General features: G+C 64.4%; 15 protein-coding genes and 1 riboswitch. Of the genes, 4 read left to right on the forward strand and 11 right to left on the reverse strand.

The genetic code is table 11. From position 1 onward, the window contains the following. Positions 1 to 202: 202 nt before the first annotated feature. From RYL44_RS08040 to RYL44_RS08050, 3 genes are all read right to left on the reverse strand, one after another. Positions 203 to 1,135 carry a universal stress protein gene (locus tag RYL44_RS08040; protein WP_314975644.1) on the reverse strand — a complete coding sequence of 311 codons (933 nt, stop codon included), beginning with the start codon at positions 1,133 to 1,135 and terminating at the stop codon, positions 203 to 205. 132 nt (positions 1,136 to 1,267) lie between these two features. Then, complete coding sequence (locus RYL44_RS08045) at positions 1,268 to 2,020, reverse strand: C40 family peptidase (protein WP_234968669.1); 753 nt, start codon at positions 2,018 to 2,020, stop codon at positions 1,268 to 1,270. Positions 2,021 to 2,022: 2 nt separating this feature from the next. Beyond that, positions 2,023 to 2,184, reverse strand: a riboswitch (cyclic di-AMP (ydaO/yuaA leader). A 243-nt stretch (positions 2,185 to 2,427) separates the two neighbouring features. Further along, positions 2,428 to 3,105: a metal-dependent transcriptional regulator gene (locus RYL44_RS08050; protein WP_314975645.1), complete on the reverse strand. Its 678-nt coding sequence runs from the start codon at positions 3,103 to 3,105 to the stop codon at positions 2,428 to 2,430. Between the two features lie 174 nt (positions 3,106 to 3,279). Between RYL44_RS08050 and serC the strand changes: the two genes are divergently transcribed. Beyond that, on the forward strand, positions 3,280 to 4,407 hold the full coding sequence (gene serC / locus RYL44_RS08055) for a phosphoserine transaminase (protein WP_314975646.1): 1,128 nt from the start codon (positions 3,280 to 3,282) through the stop codon (positions 4,405 to 4,407). Between the two features lie 24 nt (positions 4,408 to 4,431). On the opposite strand, the gene RYL44_RS08060 is transcribed toward serC, so the two are convergent. The 4 genes from RYL44_RS08060 to RYL44_RS08075 all read right to left on the reverse strand — a co-directional run bounded on the left by RYL44_RS08060 (position 4,432) and on the right by RYL44_RS08075 (position 8,676). After that, complete coding sequence (locus RYL44_RS08060; RefSeq protein ID WP_314975647.1) at positions 4,432 to 5,721, reverse strand: MFS transporter; 1,290 nt, start codon at positions 5,719 to 5,721, stop codon at positions 4,432 to 4,434. Positions 5,722 to 5,870: 149 nt separating this feature from the next. Further along, positions 5,871 to 7,322 (reverse strand): NCS2 family permease, encoded by a 1,452-nt coding sequence (locus RYL44_RS08065; RefSeq protein ID WP_073982888.1) that lies wholly within the window; start codon positions 7,320 to 7,322, stop codon positions 5,871 to 5,873. A gap of 120 nt (positions 7,323 to 7,442) precedes the next feature. Continuing rightward, positions 7,443 to 8,306 carry a DUF3027 domain-containing protein gene (locus RYL44_RS08070; protein WP_314975648.1) on the reverse strand — a complete coding sequence of 288 codons (864 nt, stop codon included), beginning with the start codon at positions 8,304 to 8,306 and terminating at the stop codon, positions 7,443 to 7,445. Then, the gene (locus RYL44_RS08075) at positions 8,299 to 8,676 is read right to left on the reverse strand and encodes a cold-shock protein (RefSeq protein ID WP_073982889.1); all 378 of its coding nucleotides are present in this window, start codon (positions 8,674 to 8,676) and stop codon (positions 8,299 to 8,301) included. Before RYL44_RS08075 ends, RYL44_RS08070 begins: the two co-directional genes overlap by 8 nt. Before the next feature lie 245 nt (positions 8,677 to 8,921). Between RYL44_RS08075 and RYL44_RS08080 the strand changes: the two genes are divergently transcribed. Both RYL44_RS08080 and RYL44_RS08085 read left to right on the forward strand, forming a co-directional pair. After that, complete coding sequence (locus RYL44_RS08080; RefSeq protein ID WP_314975649.1) at positions 8,922 to 10,958, forward strand: TPM domain-containing protein; 2,037 nt, start codon at positions 8,922 to 8,924, stop codon at positions 10,956 to 10,958. 304 nt (positions 10,959 to 11,262) lie between these two features. Continuing rightward, positions 11,263 to 11,985: a PspA/IM30 family protein gene (locus RYL44_RS08085; RefSeq protein WP_073982891.1), complete on the forward strand. Its 723-nt coding sequence runs from the start codon at positions 11,263 to 11,265 to the stop codon at positions 11,983 to 11,985. 94 nt (positions 11,986 to 12,079) lie between these two features. Here the strand turns inward: RYL44_RS08085 and RYL44_RS08090 are convergent, their stop codons facing one another. Continuing rightward, positions 12,080 to 12,652 carry a PIN domain-containing protein gene (locus RYL44_RS08090; protein WP_073982892.1) on the reverse strand — a complete coding sequence of 191 codons (573 nt, stop codon included), beginning with the start codon at positions 12,650 to 12,652 and terminating at the stop codon, positions 12,080 to 12,082. 76 nt (positions 12,653 to 12,728) lie between these two features. Next, positions 12,729 to 13,325 (reverse strand): TetR/AcrR family transcriptional regulator, encoded by a 597-nt coding sequence (locus tag RYL44_RS08095; protein ID WP_073983007.1) that lies wholly within the window; start codon positions 13,323 to 13,325, stop codon positions 12,729 to 12,731. A 92-nt stretch (positions 13,326 to 13,417) separates the two neighbouring features. On the opposite strand from RYL44_RS08095, the gene RYL44_RS08100 reads away from it, so the two are divergent. Beyond that, positions 13,418 to 15,706 carry an FAD-dependent oxidoreductase gene (locus RYL44_RS08100; protein WP_314975650.1) on the forward strand — a complete coding sequence of 763 codons (2,289 nt, stop codon included), beginning with the start codon at positions 13,418 to 13,420 and terminating at the stop codon, positions 15,704 to 15,706. A gap of 75 nt (positions 15,707 to 15,781) precedes the next feature. Here RYL44_RS08100 and glpK read toward each other — a convergent pair whose 3' ends face one another. Both glpK and RYL44_RS08110 read right to left on the reverse strand, forming a co-directional pair. Beyond that, positions 15,782 to 17,305, reverse strand: a complete 1,524-nt coding sequence (gene glpK, locus RYL44_RS08105; RefSeq protein WP_314975651.1) for a glycerol kinase GlpK — start codon at positions 17,303 to 17,305, stop codon at positions 15,782 to 15,784. Positions 17,306 to 17,456: 151 nt separating this feature from the next. Further along, positions 17,457 to 17,836: MIP/aquaporin family protein (locus RYL44_RS08110; protein WP_314975652.1), on the reverse strand; the 380-nt coding region annotated here is incomplete at its 5' end.

The following is a 17,836-nucleotide window of genomic DNA, read 5'->3' on the forward strand; positions in this document are numbered from 1 at the left end:
GACACCCGCTTTAGGAGAGCGGTGCTCTATCCCCTGAGCTACGAGGGCGTGACACGTTGTCCGGGCCAACTTTAGCAAAGTGTGCGCCCGCCCGTCGCGCCGCAAGACCCGTGAACGGGTGACGTCCTCCGGGGATATTGCGCACACGTGAGACCTGGCCGGGGTGTCCCACGTGGGATACCCCGGCCAGGTTGGGGTCGAATTAGCGGCGCTCCCACTCTGTGTGGACCGCCGTGGCCCCCTCGCCCAGGTGAGCGGAGGGCACGACCATGACGGGGCACGTCGAGTGGTGCAGGACGGTCTGCGACGTTGAGCCGAGGAGCACTCCTGCGAGGCCACCGCGACCGCGCGTACCGACGACAATCAGGTCGACGGCAGTGGAGAACTCGATGAGCAGGGAGGGCGCGGAACCATCAAGGGCGTGGCGGGAAACGCGCAGATCGTCCCCATCGAGCGCGGCCTCGATGGCAGCATCCATGCCGTCGCGTACTTGGGCGAGGAGAGCCGAGTGGTCGACACCCGTGGGGGTCCACGCCATGACCGAGGGTCCTGCCGCGATCGGCACCGCAGACACAGCTGTGACCCGGGCACCCCACACGCGCGCTTCGGCGATCGATTTTTTGAGTGCACAGGAAGGCTGGTCGGTGCCGTCGATACCGACGACGATACGTTCAACGGGCGTGAACTTCTTTCCCGAGGTGTGGCGCGGGACCACAACGACCGGGCATTTGGCGTGGGCGGGCAGCGCCGAGGAAACGGTGCCGAGGAGGCGGTCGGCGAAGCCGCCGCCTCCTCGCGAGCCGACAACGATCATGTCGACCTCGGCGGAAAAGTCGATGAGCACTCCCGCTGGGTCACCCGGCTCCGTCGATCCCGACACGTGTGTTGCGCCACGTTTCCGGGCCAGGGCCTTCGCTTCTTCGACGACCTGTTCGGCGCCCGCTTTCAATGCTTCATCGTCGAGAATGGCGTAGCCGCCGTCGAGGGCGGCTGCGGAGTACGAGGCAAGCGCGTAGGTACACAGGCAGTGGATGCGCGCCCCGGTGCGCGCGCCGCGATCAGCGGCCCAAGTCACGGCGGCAAGGCTCTCCTTCGAGCCGTCGACACCGACCAGAATGACGTCGGTAGAACTCATCATGTCCTCCTCGTGGTGGCAGTCACTTATATTGTGCCGTATTTTAATGATGCGCGAAAGCCCAACTCGGGAAGAAAAGACGGTCGCCGCAACCCCGAAGGGCTGCGGCGACCGTCACGGAAGTATTGCGGCTCAGTAGCGCACGTAAGTCGCGCCAGCGCGCACCGGCGAAACCTGGGAGAGGCGACCAGGAACAGTTGCCTCAACCATCTGGCCGTTGCCGATGTAGATCGCGACGTGACCGGGGTAGGCCACGATGTCGCCGGGCTGCGGGTCGGACACAATAGTGCCGCCAGCGGCCTGCGCGGACGAGGAGTGGGGCAGATTAATGCCCGCAGCGGCGTACGCATACTTAACCAGGCCGGAGCAGTCCAGGCCAGCGAGGGTCTCGCCACCGTAAACGTAGGGAATGCCAGTCAGACCGAGAGCGACGGACACGATGTCCCCACCAGCGGCATTCACGGCGGCCTGACGAGCGGAAGCATCCGACGAGGTCGCATCCGCACGGGCCTCCGAGCGGGAGGCGGCGGAGTCGTTGGACTCGGTGGTAGCGACCGGCGTCGGCTCGGGGGCGCGAGGAGCCTCGGCAGTCACGGACTCGGCGGTATTATCGTCGGCGGTCCACGCGATGTCCGGAACCTCAACCGTGGTGACGTCGTCAACGGCGATGGTCGTAGTGTTCAGGTCAGCGCTCTGCGGCTCGGACTGGGGAACGGCCGGGGCGGCGTTCGCAACGCCGGCGGCGATAGCAGTCAGCGCGACACCAGCAGCCGACGCAAAGGCGATCGGGCGAGCGGCGTTCGCGGGGGTCATGCCCTCAACCATGGAAGCGGTCAGCGGGCGACGTGCCAGGCGGTGACGCGGAGCAGGCTTAGAAGTCTTCACTCGTTTTCTCCCTGTTTCCCTGCGAGGTTAGCTGTCGGGTTCGGGCGGGAGGCCCGGCTCGCTTCGCGAGCTTAACCCCAAGGCTTCGAGGAGCCGTTAATGGGTTCCCCGCGTGAGACGCTCTTTCCATCCCATCCGTTGTCTCACTTCGGGTCCCGAATGGGTGGTTGGTCTGATGACCGGTATTCACTATAGCCTGCACACCTGGTCAATGTCACGTTCCGGTAACACCACCATCCCCCGCCGTTATCATTCCGTGACATTAACACCCCGGCGTATCAGGGAAAACTCCCCCAACCGGAAACTCGTCACACCCATTTCATCATTCGAGACATACCGAATTGAGCGCACAACGAAGGCCGAGGCCCCAACGAACCCCGGCCTCGTCGCACGACCCAATGAGAGGACTACACGCCGAGAACGAACAGATGAGCGGCCAACGCCACCGGAATCGTCAGATACCCCATGACCTCACCAGACTCACCAAACGCCGACACACGCACGACATCACCGTGCGCCGACAGACCCACGCGTGCCCCCGGACGCAAACCCAGCTCATCGAAAGCAGCCAGCACCTCAGCATCGGCCTGGATCGGCTCACCAATGCGCCCCAACGTCAGCACCCCAGACTCCAAGGAACGCACCGCAAGCTCGGCAGAATGCATACGTTCACTTCCCCCCATGCCCGGCAGAGGATTGCCATAAGGATCAACGTTCGGATCATGGAGGAGTTCCACCAGGCGCTCCTCCACGGCGTCGCTCATGACATGCTCCCAGCGACAGGCCTCGTCGTGGACCCGCGCCCACTCCAATCCGATAACGTCCAACAGGAGACACTCCGCCAGGCGATGCTTGCGCAGCACCTCGGTCGCGCGAGCGCGTCCCTCTGGCGTCAGCTCCAGACGACGGTCCCCCATGACATGCAACAGCCCGTCACGCTCCATACGGGCCACGGTCTGTGACACAGTAGGCCCCGAATGACCCAGCCGGTCCACGATGCGAGCCCGCAGGGGCGTCACCCCGTCTTCTTCGAGCTCAAGAATGGTCTTAAGGTACATCTCCGTGGTATCAATCAGGTCCGCCACGTCATCCTCCTTCAAGGGGTCCCTACGATCATCAGCATAGGGTGACCTTTCTTTTCTTGGAAGAAAACGACACTAAGACGCGAAAAACAGCGTGTCGCAACGTGTCCTTGTTCACGACAATTCGATTAATGGGCATGATGGAAATACCGACAAACCCTAAGTTAGGCTATCAGCATGGTGGACTTCCCCGACATTAACCCCGAACTACTACCCACCGACGGACGCTTCGGCTGCGGCCCCTCCAAGGTACGCGCCGACCAACTTCAGGCCCTCTTCGCCCCCCTCCTCATGGGCACCTCGCACCGCGCCGCCCCCGTGCGCACAGTCGTCGCCGACCTGAAGGACGGCCTGCGCACCCTCCTGAACGTTCCCGACGGCTACGAAGTCGTCCTGGGCAACGGCGGAGCATCAGCATTCTGGGACATGGTCTGCGCGTGCCTCATCTCCTCGCGCGCAGCGTTCGGATCGTGGGGGGCCTTCGGTGCGAAATTCGCCTTAGAAGCGGAACGCGCCCCACACCTGGGGACACCCCTCATCGACGAGGCCGAGGCTGGCTCACTGGTCACACTCGCTCCGCGCGACGCTTCCCAAGGCGTGGACGCCTACGCCTACCCCCACAACGAGACCTCGACGGGCGTGACCTCCCCCGTCTACCGCGTCGCGGCCCCCGGGGCACTGACCCTCGTGGACGGAACCTCGATCGCGGGCGCCGCACCAATCGACCTCACCCAAGTCGACGCCTACTACTTTTCCCTCCAGAAGTCCCTCGGCTCCGACGGCGGCCTCTGGGTCGCCATCCTCTCCCCCGCCGCCATCGAGCGCGCGCGCCGCGTCGAGACCGCCCCAGGCGAGCGCTGGATCCCCCAGTTCCTGTCCCTGTCAGCCGCGATTGACAACTCGGCTCGCGACCAGACCCTCAACACCCCCGCCGTCGCGACCATCATCATGGCGCAGCAGCAGGTGCGTTGGCTCCTCGAGCGCGGCGGAATGGACGCGGTCGCCGCCCACTGCGCCCAGGCCTCGTCCCTCATCTACGACTGGGCGAGCGCACACCCGGCGCTTTCCCCCTTCGTCGCCGAACCCGCCTGGCGTTCCCCCGTAACCGCCACGATCGAAATCAACGCTGACGTGCGCGCCACCGACCTGGCTGCGCACCTGCGCGCCTACGGGATCGTCGACATCGGCGCCTACCGGGGTGTTGGGGCCAACCAGCTGCGCATCGGCACGTGGCCCAGCGTCGAGATCGGCGACGTCGAGGCCCTCCTGGAGTGCATCGACTACTGCCTGGAGCGTGTGCTCTAACTCCCGGTCCCCCGGGGACGCACCTCAGTCCTCGTCGAGCGAACGGCTGGGCGCGTCCACCGAGGAATCCCCCTCGATGCCCACCCACGGGAAGGACGAGCGCCGCACGACGCGCGCCTTCCAATGAATCATCGCCCACACTCCGCACGCGACGGCGATACTCAGGGACGCGATCCCGCCTACCAGGATCGCCCAACGCGCCCCAAAGAGCGCACCAATCCGACCGATGATGGGCGACCCGATCGGCGTCGCACCCAGATACACGAGCGAATACAGGGCCATGATGCGTCCGCGCTTATCGGGATCCGTGCGCGTTTGCATCAGCGCGTTGGCGCTGGTGTTCATCGTCAGCATGCCGTAGCCGGTGGGGACCGCCAGGACGGCGAACCACCAGTAGGAGGGCGACAGCCCCAGCAGGATCTCGGCGGTCCCATAGAATGCAGCCCCCATGAGGATCGCGCGCAAGCGAGGCGTACGTCGCGCGACAGCCGTGGACCCGAGGATCGACCCGAGAGCCATGAAAGTCGACAGGACACCGAACGACCCAGCAGACTTACCGAACACGGTCGTCGCCATGAGGGCACTCGTGAGCTGAAAATTCATGCCCAGAGCGCTGACGACGAAGATCGTGACGAGAATGATGCAGATGTCCGTGCGCCCGCGCACGTACGCGATTCCCTCGCGCAGCTGGCCGCGAGCGCGCGGGATGAGGGTGCGCGGGTAGAGGCGGTCGGCGCGCATGAGGAACAGGGCGATGATGGGGGCCGCGAACATGCCAGCATCGATCAGGAAGACGGGGCCCACCCCCCACCAGTCGATGAACAGCCCCGCCGATGCCGGGCCGATGAGGCGCGCGGCATGGAACGCGGTGGCGTTCAGGGCGACCGCATTCGCCATCTTGTCAGGCGGCACGAGCTCGCCGACGAAGGCCTGACGCGCGGGCGTGTCGACCGCGGAGATCGTCCCGGAGACGAAGGCGAGGATGTACTGGTGCCAGAGCTCGCCCGTGCCCGTGAGGACCACGAGACCCATCACGAGGGACACGAGGCCCACCCCCGCCTGCGTGCACTGGAGGAGACGACGCCCGGGGATGCGGTCCGCGAGAACACCCGCCGACGCGGAAAACAGGATGATCGGAAGAAATTGGAGCGCCGTCACGATACCGACCTGCCCCGAGTCGTGATCGGTGAGAACCGTCAGCACGTACCAGTCCTGGGCGACGCGCTGGAGCCACGCGCCGGTGGACGCAATCAGGGATGCGACGAACCAATACCGGTAGTTCACGTAGCGCATGGATGCGAATGTTGCCGACACGCCAGACCTCCCTCTCTCGCTGCTGCGCACGCCGAACGAGGCGGGGGCAGCCTCTGGGAAGCGCCCCTCCTCGGCGCATTTTCTCAGGATACGACTGCCCCGCCGGAGGCAGGCTCCGGCGGGGCAGGGAAGGGACGAGAGGTGACGAATCAGGCGACGCCGAAGAGACGCTGAATCGGCCCCATCAGGAAGTAGACGACGAACAGCACGGAGACGACCCACAGGAGCGGATGCACCTTACGGGCCTGGCCCTTGACCAGCTGGATCAGCGAGTAAGTCACGAAACCAACGCCGATACCCACGGACACGGAGTAGCCGAACGGCATGAAAGCCATCGTCATGAAGGCGGGGATCGCGACCTCGGGGGCCTTCCAGTCGATGTCGGTGACCTGGGTCATCATGAGGAAGCCGACGAACACGAGAGCCGTGGAAGCAGCCTCTGTCGGTACTAGCTCAACGAGGGGCGCCAGGAAGGTCGAGAGCAAGAAGAGCACGCCGGTGACCACTGAGGCCAGGCCGGTGCGCGCGCCCTCGGCGACACCCGAGGCGGACTCGACGTAGGAGGTATTCGAGGAGACGCCTCCGACGCCGCCGGCCACGGCGGCCAGGGAGTCAATGATCAGGATCTGGCGGGTCTTGGGCGGGTTTCCCTGCTCGTCCAGCAGATTACCCTCGGCGCCGACGGCGACCATGGTGCCCATCGTGTCAAAGAAGTCGGCCAGCATGAGAGAGAAGACCAGGAGGATGACGGAAACAATTCCGAGCTTGCCGAAGCCCCCGAAGAGGTCAACCTTGCCGAGCGTATCGAAAACGGGGATAGCGATCGGGGAACCCTTGAGTTCGGGCACGGTCTGGCCCCAACCCGTCGGGTTCGTCTCGGAGATGCGATCAATGTGTGCGAACGCCTGAACGATCGCCGCGAGGACGGTCGCGGAGATGATCGAAATCAGGACCGCGCCCTTCACACGCCGCACGTACAGGATGATCATGAGGAAGAGGCCGAAAACGAAGACCAGGGCCGGCCAACCGTCAAGGGACCCCGAAATACCGAATTGGACGGGGGTCGCGCCCGTGCGCACGATACCTGCATTGACCAGGCCAATGAGAGCGACGAACAGGCCCAGGCCCACCGTGATCGCTGTCTTCAGGGCGGCGGGGACGGCACGGAAGACCGCCTCGCGGAAGCCCGTGAGGACCAGCAGGAAGATCAGGATACCTTCCCACGCGATGATACCCATGGCCTCGCCGTAGCTGAGGCCTGCCCCCAGGACCAGGGTGAAGGCGACGACCGCGTTGAGGCCAAGGCCTGCGGCCAAGGCCAACGGATAGTTGGCAACGACGCCCATGAGGATCGTCATGATGCCCGCAACCAGCGCGGTACCGGCGGCGATGCCCTGGGTCGTAATAGAACCATCCGTGGGGATGGCGTTGCCCAGGATAGCCGGGTTGACAACCAGGATGTAAGCCATCGCGAAGAAGGTGACGATTCCACCGCGAATCTCATGACCAATGGTCGAGCCGCGCGCGGAAATCTGGAAGAACGAATCGAGTGACTGTGTGAAGCCGCCGCGGGATGGGGCGGTCTGTGCTTGGGTATTCACCGATTAATCGTGCACGCTTGCGCGCCCAGGTGCAAACATTCCCGCCGTGTTTCCACTTGTTGAGAAAGCACCCGGGCGCTGGTCCCGGGTGCTTTCCGTCAGTCTGTGTTCATCGAGGCCTCAGCCGACCTCGGACCGCGCCGCTTCCTCCGGCCCGCCCTCAGACGGCGTCGCCTCCTGCGCCTGCTGCGCGACGGCCTGGGTGCCCGCCTGCTCGGACACGCGCGGCATCGGCTCAGCATCGAGCGCACCCTCGTTCACGCGCGAGGGACGCACCGGCCACGCAGTCCCATTCTTAGGCACGTCGGTCTCCGAGTGGGAGCCGCACGTGTGATCGAGGGACACGACTGCGCCGTCATCCGTCGCCCACTCGTTTGCGCACACACCGAACATGGTGCGAATGTCGCCGCTCATTTTCATGAGGAAGCCGCAGGTGGAACAGGTGTTGCGTGGGCGGCGACCCGACTTCGGACCTCGCTCCGACTCATACCAGCGCTTCGCGGCCTGGCTGCGCCCCTCCTCAGACAAGACGCGGGGGCGACCAAGACCCAGGTCACGCACAACCGGCAGGTCCGGATCGTCGCTCGTATCCTCAAAGCCTTGTTCCAGGCGCACATCGTCCGCCACGTAGGGCAGCGTGTCCTCACGTGAGATGTCCGAGGGACGAAGACGCGCCTCCCACGGCACCCACTCAGGGGCTAACAGCGCACCCTCGCGCGGGGTCATATCGACCTCGCACACGGTGGCGACGCGTCCGCGCGGCACGCGGGCGAGTGTCACCGCCCAGCACCACCCCACATAGCCTGCGTCCGTCGACGCGAAGTAGTGCGTCCCCAGACGCTCCGACACCATTTCGAAGCCCACATGCTCGCCGACCGGGCGCGGGTGAGCCACAGCCTCGGCACCCGCACGGGCCACGTCGAGCGCGGCCTCCAGGACCGCGTCCTTCTTCACTGCCCGCGTGCGGGCACCAGTTTTAGGCATCAAATTCCTCTGCGACGGCGCGCAACACCTTCGCGATCTTGGTCGCGTTGTCCGGGTAGGAGCCTCGTCGCAGGGAGGCACTCGAGGAGTCGAGGAGCTTAATGAGGTCCTCAACAACCGGCACCATCGCTTGCGGTTTACGGCGCTTAGCTCGGGCAACGGAAGCTGTCTCTTTGAGGAAACGCACGCTCAGGGCCTGCGGTCCCTTGCGCCCGTCAGCCACCGAGTACTCCACGCGAGCTCCCACTCTGGGGTTCGGCGAATCAGAGGGCAGCGCGGACGAGTGGAGGAAGACATCCGCCCCGTCGTCTCCCGTGATGAAGCCGAAACCGCGATCAGCGTCGAAGAACCTCACTTTACCGGTAGGCATGGTCCCCTCCTTCTGTGAATAGTCTGTTAGTCCACAAGACTCCCCCTATCATAGGGCGCATACCCGCTCCACGTCGAAGCGCGCTCTCTCCTGTAGCGAACAGCACCGACGCTCCCATACGTACTCCCATTTCGCGTAGACTGACCCCACGGCAGTAATCGCGCGGCGCGCTGTTCATCACACGATGGACGTGAGTGTGTGGCGTGGTATATCGTTGCCTGTTCGCCACAACGCAGGAGGTACTCGTGTCACGAATCCGCCGATTGAACCTCATCGCATTACTGACCACGCTACTCATCGCGGTGGGCGCGCCCACCTTCGCCGCATCCCCACTCGCCACGAGCGGTATTGTCACTGACCCGAACGGATGGCTTTCAGACTCCGACCGGGCGCGCATAGAAAGTGCCGCCCGCGACGCCCGGGCAAAGGGAATCACCGTCGACGTCGTCATCGTCGATGACCTTTCAGGCATCGACGGCGTCGAATGGTGCCGTCAGACCTTGAAGAAGTCCGGCACAACGGACGGCAACATCATCTACTACCTGGCCTATTCCCAGCGTGAGGACGGTGAATGCGTCAACGGCGGTTCCGTCTCACAAAGCGCGCGCGATAACGCGCGGCGGGCAGCCGAAGCCAAGCTGACCAGCAACCCCCTGACCTCCTCGGACGGCGCGTCTGGCGCCGTTGCCTTCATCGACTCCCTAACGAACGCATCCACAAGTAGCCCCTCGGCCACCTCCCGAAACTCCCGGCGCGGCAACCTCATCGGCGGCTCTTTCGGCCCTTCCATCGTCGTCTTCCTCGCCCTCATCACCTTCGGGGGGATAGGTTTCTTAATCGCCTCAACGTCGAAACGACGGGGCGGAGTCACCGAAGAGGTGACGCGCACGTCCATCGATGACAGTCACAAGAAGGTTACCCAAGCCAACCATCAGCTCCTGGCTGCCGACGAGCAGGTCCGCTCAGCCGCCGACGAACTCGATTTCGCGCGCGCCCAATTCGGCATCGCCCAAACGGACGAGTTCGCCCGCACCCTAGAGTTCGCCAAAGAGTCGGTCGCACGCTGCTTCGAGACGCAAAAACAGATGAACGGCTCCACGAACCCCACTGCGCGTGCAAACCTGGCGACCAGCATCATGCGCGACCTGGGCACCAGCATGAATCCCCTGAGCAACATCCAGGCTTCCTTCGAGAAGAAACGCTCAGAGCAGGCAACCCTGCCCACGCGCATCAGCGATGCCCGCGAGCGCCTGACCGAACAGCGCGCCGACCTGGAGCGCGCCAAGGCCGAGCTGGTGAGCATTGCTGGAATTTACCCGCCGCAGATGCTCGCGTCGTTGCAGGACAATCCTGAGCAGGCTGCAGCCCTGCTGGACACTGCCGACAAGGCCCTGGGAGAAGCCCAGCAGATGGTAGAAACGGACCGCGCCCGCGCGGAGAGTTCACTCGATACGGCACACCGCGCACTCATGATGGCCACGCACCAAACCGACGCGATCTTCTCCGCAAAATCAGACCTTGATGCGATCCATGACCGCCTTGGCGCTGCGATCGGATCTATCTCCTCTGACATTACCGACACGTCCGCCTTGAAGGCCGATTCAGCCGTCTTCGACCCGCTCGTCAGTGACGCTCACGCAGCCATCGCGGATGGGCAGGCGGCGCTGCTCAACAACGGCGATCCGCTGGCGGCTCTCGAGCATTTGCGCAGCGCGGAGGCGAACCTCGACGCCGCGCTTGCGCCCCTGCGTACCCGGAGGGACAACGACGAGAGGGCGCGGTCTACCGCCCGTTCCCAGATGGCTCTGGCCGAGTCCGCGTTGACGCGCGCACAGCGTTACGTGCAGGGGCGACGCGGTGCGATGGACCTCGCCGTGCGTTCGACCCTCAACGATTCGGAGCAGGCTCTCAAGGCAGCGCGCGAGGCATTGGACTCCGACCCGAACCAGGCGACTTCCTTGGCCGCTCAATCGCGTACTCTCGCGGACCGTGTCCTCGCGACGCCGCTGAGCCGCCCGCAGTACAGCTGGCCAGAATCCGAATACAACTACGAGCGCGACCCGGGTCGTGATTCTGGTCCGTCGCTGGGAGAGCAGATCCTGTGGTCGATCCTCACGTCGAGCGGCGGCAGTTCTCGCCGTTCCAGCTGGGGTAGTTCGAGTTCGAGCTGGGGTAGTTCGAGTTCGAGGCGGAGCAGTTCGAGTCACCATTCCTCCGGCGGTTTTTCGGGAAGTTCCGGGAGTTTCGGCGGCGGTTTCTCGGGCAGTAAGGGCCATTTTTAGGTTTGCCGCGGGTAGCGCGTGAGGAACGCTGCGTGTGCGCTGGCGCGTTGTCCGTCCACCAAACCGATATGCTACACATCACATATCTTGTGTGACATGACGTTGCACAAACATGTATATTGCTCTGTTCACCACCAGTTGGGAGGAGAACGCGCCACCAAGCTGCTACCGAGTCCTCCGGAAGCACTCATAGCTTCGAGGATGCATTCCTGGCCCATCAGGGCCCGTCAACCCACCGACCTGCGGGGCCTTTGCCTCGCGCTCACCCCGCGCACGAGCGCACGTCACCATAAAGGAGAACATCATGGCTGAAAAGCAGACGATCCTGGGCCGCATCGCCCAGCTCGCTAAGGCCAACATTAACGCCATCCTCGACAAGGCCGAGGACCCGCAGAAGATGATCGATCAGCTGGTCCGTGACTACACGAACTCAATCATCGAGGCCGAGAACGCGATCGCCCAGACCTTGGGTAATCTGCGCATGGCCGAGAAGGACTACGAGGAGGACGTGAAGGCCGCGGCTGACTGGGGTCAGAAGGCTGCCGCCGCGTCCGCGAAGGCCGATGCCCTGCGCGCCGCAGGTGACGAGGCCGGGGCTAACAAGTGGGACGACCTGGCCAAGGTCGCAATCGGTAAGCAGATCCAGTTCGAGAACGAGGTCAAGACCGAGGAGCCTTCACTCCAGGCACAGCGTGAGGTCGCCGAGCGCCTGAAGAAGGGCCTGTCGCAGATGAAGGACAAGCTCTCCGAGCTGAAGTCGCGCCGCGACCAGCTGATCGCCCGCGAGAAGACCGCCCAGGCGCAGGCGCAGGTCACGGACGCGCTGGGTTCCATCAACATTTTGGATCCCACGAGCGAGCTCGGTCGCTTCGAGGACCGCGTTCGCCGCCAGGAGGCCCTGGCCCAGGGCAAAATCGAGCTGGCCGCATCTAGCCTGGATGCCCAGTTCGCAGAGCTTGAAACCGATTCTTCGCAGGTCGAGATCGAGGCTCGCCTGGCCGCTCTCAAGGGCAAGTCCGCACAGTGATCTGCGGCTAATATTGCGCTCATAGAAAGGCCGGGCGGCCCCGCAGGGGCCGCCCGGCTTCGTCGTTGCGTGTGGAATGCGCCCAGACGCGCGTTTACAGGAAGGACATCGGGTCGAAGTCGTCGATGTCGATAATATGGAGCCGGGGCAGGTGGACCTGGAAGGCATGGACGTCGTACTCCAGGTCGATAATTTCCAGGCCCCGCTCCTCCAGCTCGTGGAGCTGGGAGGAAAGAAACTCCTTGAAACACATGACGGCGACGCGGCGTCCCTGGTCCAGGAGCGCCTCAAGCTGGGGCAGGAAGTCAGCGTCGTGGCTGGCGAGGATGACGTCGCCCGAATCCAGGGCCGCGATAGCATCCATCGTGCGCTGCAGGCCGACGTCGACGACCTTCATGTCGGCGGGACCTGACAGGGGGATGACCGAGTAGTCCATGGCGGTCAGGGCCTGAACGAAGCCCATGGGCAGGAAGCCGGAGGAGCCGTTCAGGAAGAACAGGCCTTTGGCACGCTGGTTCCAGCGTCCGTGCGCGCTCTCGAGGACGCGGTCCCAGCGGGGGCGTTCCTCGGGATTGGGGCGCCGATCCAGGACCGATAGGCCCAGCGTCGCGTCGATATTTTCGCCGTCGACGACGAGATATGTCGTTTGATTGTTAGAGCTTTCCATGGGGTCAATTGTAGGTGACGCGTCGAAGGCCACTGTTGGCCTTGGGTCCTAGGACTGCTCTGTCGCCACGTTGGAGTTAACGGACCCCTCGGAGTCCGTCAACGAAATAGGGAGCATCGATCGCCTCCAGGGCACAGCGGCGCACTTGTTCACCAACACCGAGTGCGGGCGGCCCGTCGAGGGCGAGGGTCGCGAGGCCGTGAACGTAGGCCCACAGGGTCAACTCCGCGCGCGGGTCGTCGGTTCCATAGGCAAGGCGCGCCAGGGAGCGGAGCTGAGCGCGAGCTGCCAAGCTTGCTGTCCTCACCTGTGGATGGGCATCCGAGTCGTACATGTCGGATCGGAACATGATGCGGAAGACTCCGGGATTGGCCAGGGCACACGTCAGGTAGGCGCACCCCGCCGCGCGAGTGATCACGTCCGGCGCGGCTCCCTCGTTGGCCCTGCGAGCCTGCGCCAGTGCTTCTTCCAGGCGTCGGTACCCCTCCTCGACAAGGACGACAAGGATTGCTTCACGCCCTTGAAAGTAGTGGTAGGGAGCCTGGTGGGTGCATCCCGCGCGGCGGGCGACCTCGCGCATGGACAGCGAGGCTGGCCCTCCCTCGTTGAGCAGGTTGCGACTGATGGTCAGGATCGCCTCGCGTAGCCCGTCGGGTGTGGTGGAGCGCGTCATGTCCACAGTGTAACCGACACTGGACCACAACTTGACAGTGTCTACCCACACATGATCCCATGAGTAGACACTGTCTAGTTTTGGGAGTTCCCATGTACGACGCGATCATCATCGGCTCTGGAATCGGATCGCTAACGAGCGCCGGACTGCTCGCCCGAACCACCGGAGCACGCGTACTCGTCCTCGAAAAACATTCCACCCCAGGCGGCCTCACACACTCATTCCGCCGCATGGGAGCGTCGTGGGACGTAGGCCTTCACTACGTGGGAGACATGGAACCCGGCTCGCGCCCACGCCAACTCATGGACTACCTCACCGGCGGCTCCCTGACATGGACTCGCATGCCCGAACACTACGACCGATTCTGCCTGCCCGGCCACGGCCTCGACGTCGCGATCCCCTCAGGCCTCCAGGAATACCTCCACCTCCTCACCTCCCTCTTCCCACACGAAAAGAAAGCGATCCGTCGATACTGCAAGGACGTTCGACGAGCCTATTCCTGGATGTCACTCGGATACGCGCGAGAGATGGTTCCCCCTCGGGCCGCCCCCGCCCTACGCCTCGCAGGACGCCTACTGGAAGGCTGCGCGCTCGAGCGAACGCAGCACTACATGAAGCGCCGCTTCCACGACCCCGCCCTGCGCGCACTCCTCACCACACAATGGGGCGACTACGGGGTCGAACCCGCGCGCAGCGCGTTCGTCGCCCACGCGATGATCGTCAGCCACTACATGAACGGCGCATGGTTCCCGCACGGCGGCAGCGGCCAGATCGCACGCATGATTGAAGAGCACATACGCGACAAGGGCGGACAGATCCGCGTCGCACAAGACGTCGAAAGCATCATTGTCGAGGCCGGACGAGCGGTCGGCGTGCGCGTCACCGACCGCTCAGGTCCCATCCCCCTCTCCTACGAAGAACGTGCACCGATCATCATGTCCGGCATCGGCGCGCGCGAGACATACACGCGCCTGCTACCAACCACAGGGCCAACCGGCGCACTCACAGCGCCCATACGTGAAAAGATCGCCAGCCTCGGACACGGAGGCACAGCGGTCACCGTCTACCTAATTCTCGACCACTACCCCGAAACCGTCGACGGATCGAACGTCTGGGTGACAACACCGGCTTGCCCCGACGATCCGGCCCAGATGACCGCCGACCTCCTCGACGGGCACCCACAGTCTGCCTTCATTTCCTTCCCAGGCATCAAGTCCGGGGAACCACACGCGACAGCGGAGATCGTCTCTTTTGTCACGCCCGAGGCCTTCGAACGCTGGGCGGGAACACGGCCGAAGAATAGAGGACGGGACTACGAGACCCTCACAGAAGTCATGAAAAGCGGACTCATTGACCTCGCAGAGACAGCCGTTCCCGGACTACGAGACGCCATCGCCTACGCTGAAGTGGGCACCCCACTGACCATCGAACACTTCACATCCCACGCCCAGGGCTGCTTCTACGGGCTGCCCCTCACACCCGAACGATTCCAGGCCAACCTGGCCACTCCCTCAACACCCATCGCGAACCTCTTCCTCACCGGACAAGACGCAGGAATGCCCGGGATCGTAGGAGCCGCAATGGCGGGCATGTCTGCCACCTGCAAGGCCCTGGGACCCGCAGGATACCCGCGCATCACAGCCGCCCTTCACGCACAGGACAACGCCTCAACTCCCGCGACGCACCCCCACGAATCCGGCTCAGATCGTAACGTCGGCGCCAGGCGGCACCGGGGAAGCGTACAGTGCGTCAGCTGGGCGACACCCACCATCCGAGACATCACACTCCGTCTGCCCACACCCGCCCTGTGGCATGCAGGCCAGTACGCGCTCGTGCGAGTCGCACCCTTCGAGTGGCGCCCCTATTCGCTCGCCTGCGAACCCGGCCAGGCCGTGCGCCTACTCATAGACGTTCGCACCCGCGGACTCGGCGCGGCATGGGCGAGCCACGTGACAGCGGGAGACATCGTCGACATCGAACTCCCTCTGGGGCAATTCCTCCTCAACACGGGCACTTCTGACACGCGCGCGACAACACCTGACACCCGACGCCGCGTATTCATCGCAACCGGAACAGGGATCGCCCCCTTTCTTGCGGAATTCGAGCGTGACGTACGAAACGATGATGTTCTCCTCCTCGGGTACGCAACGACCACCGACGACCCGACACGCCACGTAAACACGCCCCTGCCGCGCACCATACGCTGCGTGAGCCGCGAGAACACTCCCGGAACCTTCCACGGGCGAGTCACGAACTACCTACGCGAAGCCGGCATCGACACCGACGCCACCTACTACGTGTGCGGCTCACCCCTCATGGTCGCCGACGCCGCCCACCTCATCCGCGACGCCGGTGGGCGCGTGCGCTGCGAATCCTTCTAGCCCCTCACCCCCCGCACACGGCGAGGCCGGGACCGCTCGCGCAGCCCCGGCCTCGTCCCTCGATCAGGCACGTGATCACAACACGTCGTCGTCCACCCAGTCCAGGGTGCGGGTGACGGCCTTCTTCCACAGGCGGTAAGTGCGGTCGCGCTCGGCGGGCTCCATGGTGGGCTTCCAGCGCTTGCCTTCCTGCCAGTTGGCGACGACATCGTCGGTGCTCTCCCAGTAGCCAACCGCCATGCCGGCCGCGTAGGCGGCACCCAGGGCGGTCGTCTCGATGACCTTCGGGCGGACGACGTCCACGCCACACAGGTCGGCCTGGAACTGCATGACCAGGTCGTCGTGCGTCATGCCGCCGTCAACCTTGAGCTCCTTGAGCGGCACGCCCGAATCGGCGTTCATCGCGTCGAGAACCTCGGCGCTCTGGAACGCGGTCGACTCCTCGACGGCGCGTGCGATGTGGCCCTTGTTGACGAAGCGGGTCAGGCCCACGATCGCGCCGCGCGCGTCCGAACGCCAGTAGGGGGCGAACAGGCCGGAGAATGCGGGGACGAAGTACACGCCACCGTTGTCCTCGACCGTGGAGGCCAGGGCGCCGATGTCAGAGGACTTGACGATCATGCCCAGGTTGTCGCGCAGCCACTGCACGAGCGAGCCGGCCACGGCGATCGAGCCCTCGAGGGCATAGACGGCCGGCTGGTCACCGATCTTGTAGGCAACCGTGGTGAGCAGACCGTTGTCAGAGAAGACGGGCTCGGTGCCGGTGTTCATGAGCATGAAGCAGCCGGTGCCGTAGGTGTTCTTCGCCATGCCCTTCTCGAAGCAGGCCTGGCCGAAGGTGGCTGCCTGCTGGTCGCCGAGGATGCCGGCGATCGGAGTGTCAACGAGGAGGCCGTTCTTGCGGCCGTAGCCGTAGATCTCGGAGGAGGACTTGATCTCGGGGAGCATCGACATCGGGATGCCAAAGATCTCGCAGACGTCCTCGCGCCACTGAAGGGTGCGGATGTCCATGAGCATGGTGCGCGAGGCGTTGGTGACGTCCGTGCAGTGCACGCCGCCGTTGATGCCGCCCGTCAGGTTCCACAGGACCCAGGAGTCGGTGTTGCCGAAGTACAGGTCGCCGGCCTCGGCGCGCTCGCGAGCGCCCTCGACGTTATCCAAGATCCACTTGATCTTCGAGCCGGAGAAGTAGGGGGACAAACCCAAGCCGCAGATCTGACGGAAGCGATCCGGACCCTCGTCGCCCTCGAGTTCCTTGACGATGTCGGAGGTACGCATGTCCTGCCAGACGATCGCGTTGTAGACGGGTTCGCCGGTGTTTTTGTCCCATACGACAGTGGTTTCACGCTGATTGGTGATGCCGATGGCGGCCAGCTGATGGCGGTTGATCTCTGCCTTCTGCAGAGCCTCGGCGACGACGGTGCGAGTGGTGTCCCAAATTTCGATGGGGTTGTGCTCAACCCAGCCCGGATTCGGGAAGATCTGGGTGAACTCCTGCTGGCCGACCGCGACGATCTCGCCGGCGTGGTTGAAGATGATCGCACGAGTCGAGGTGGTGCCCTGGTCGATGGCGAGAACGAACATTTCGGGGGTGGTCATGAGTGTCCTTTCGGAAGTTTTGTCACATCGTTGTGGGGGCCGCGCGTGGCCACCAGCGCGGCGTACGGGACGTCTGCGTCCCACCAGATGATTGCCCGGCGGCGGGGATGGCGCGGGCGAGGCCGTGGCAGCCTCGCCCGCGCGCTTACCCTCAGGCGAGGGCGAGGAAGTAAATGACGGTACCGACGATGGCGCCGATGATGGGGCCGACGACGGGAACCCAGGAGTAGCCCCAGTCGGAGCCACCCTTGCCCTTGATCGGCAGGATCGCGTGGGCGATACGCGGGCCGAGGTCACGGGCCGGGTTAATGGCGTAACCGGTGGGGCCGCCGAGGGAGTTACCGATGACGACGATGATGAGGGCGACACCGAGCGGGCCAATCGCAGTCTCGGTGTAGCCGGAGACGAAGACCCACAGGATGAGGACGGCGGTGCCGATGGCCTCAGTGAGGCAGTTCCAACCGTAGGAGCGGATTTCGGGGCCGGTGGAGAAGACGCCGAGCTTGAGGGCGGGGTCGCAGTCCTCATCGA

This window comes from Actinomyces bouchesdurhonensis (assembly GCF_963540955.1).
Taxonomy (GTDB): domain Bacteria; phylum Actinomycetota; class Actinomycetes; order Actinomycetales; family Actinomycetaceae; genus Pauljensenia; species Pauljensenia bouchesdurhonensis.

Excerpts from the sequence above, each read along its gene's own strand:
- RYL44_RS08040 (WP_314975644.1), bottom strand. The coding sequence starts at position 1,135 with ATGAGTTCTACCGACGTCATTCTGGTCGGTGTCGACGGCTCGAAGGAG.
- serC (WP_314975646.1), top strand. The coding sequence starts at position 3,280 with ATGGTGGACTTCCCCGACATTAACCCCGAACTACTACCCACCGACGGA.
- RYL44_RS08070 (WP_314975648.1), bottom strand. The coding sequence starts at position 8,306 with ATGCCTAAAACTGGTGCCCGCACGCGGGCAGTGAAGAAGGACGCGGTC.
- RYL44_RS08075 (WP_073982889.1), bottom strand. The coding sequence starts at position 8,676 with ATGCCTACCGGTAAAGTGAGGTTCTTCGACGCTGATCGCGGTTTCGGC.
- RYL44_RS08085 (WP_073982891.1), top strand. The coding sequence starts at position 11,263 with ATGGCTGAAAAGCAGACGATCCTGGGCCGCATCGCCCAGCTCGCTAAG.
- RYL44_RS08090 (WP_073982892.1), bottom strand. The coding sequence starts at position 12,652 with ATGGAAAGCTCTAACAATCAAACGACATATCTCGTCGTCGACGGCGAA.
- RYL44_RS08095 (WP_073983007.1), bottom strand. The coding sequence starts at position 13,325 with ATGACGCGCTCCACCACACCCGACGGGCTACGCGAGGCGATCCTGACC.
- RYL44_RS08100 (WP_314975650.1), top strand. The coding sequence starts at position 13,418 with ATGTACGACGCGATCATCATCGGCTCTGGAATCGGATCGCTAACGAGC.
- glpK (WP_314975651.1), bottom strand. The coding sequence starts at position 17,305 with ATGACCACCCCCGAAATGTTCGTTCTCGCCATCGACCAGGGCACCACC.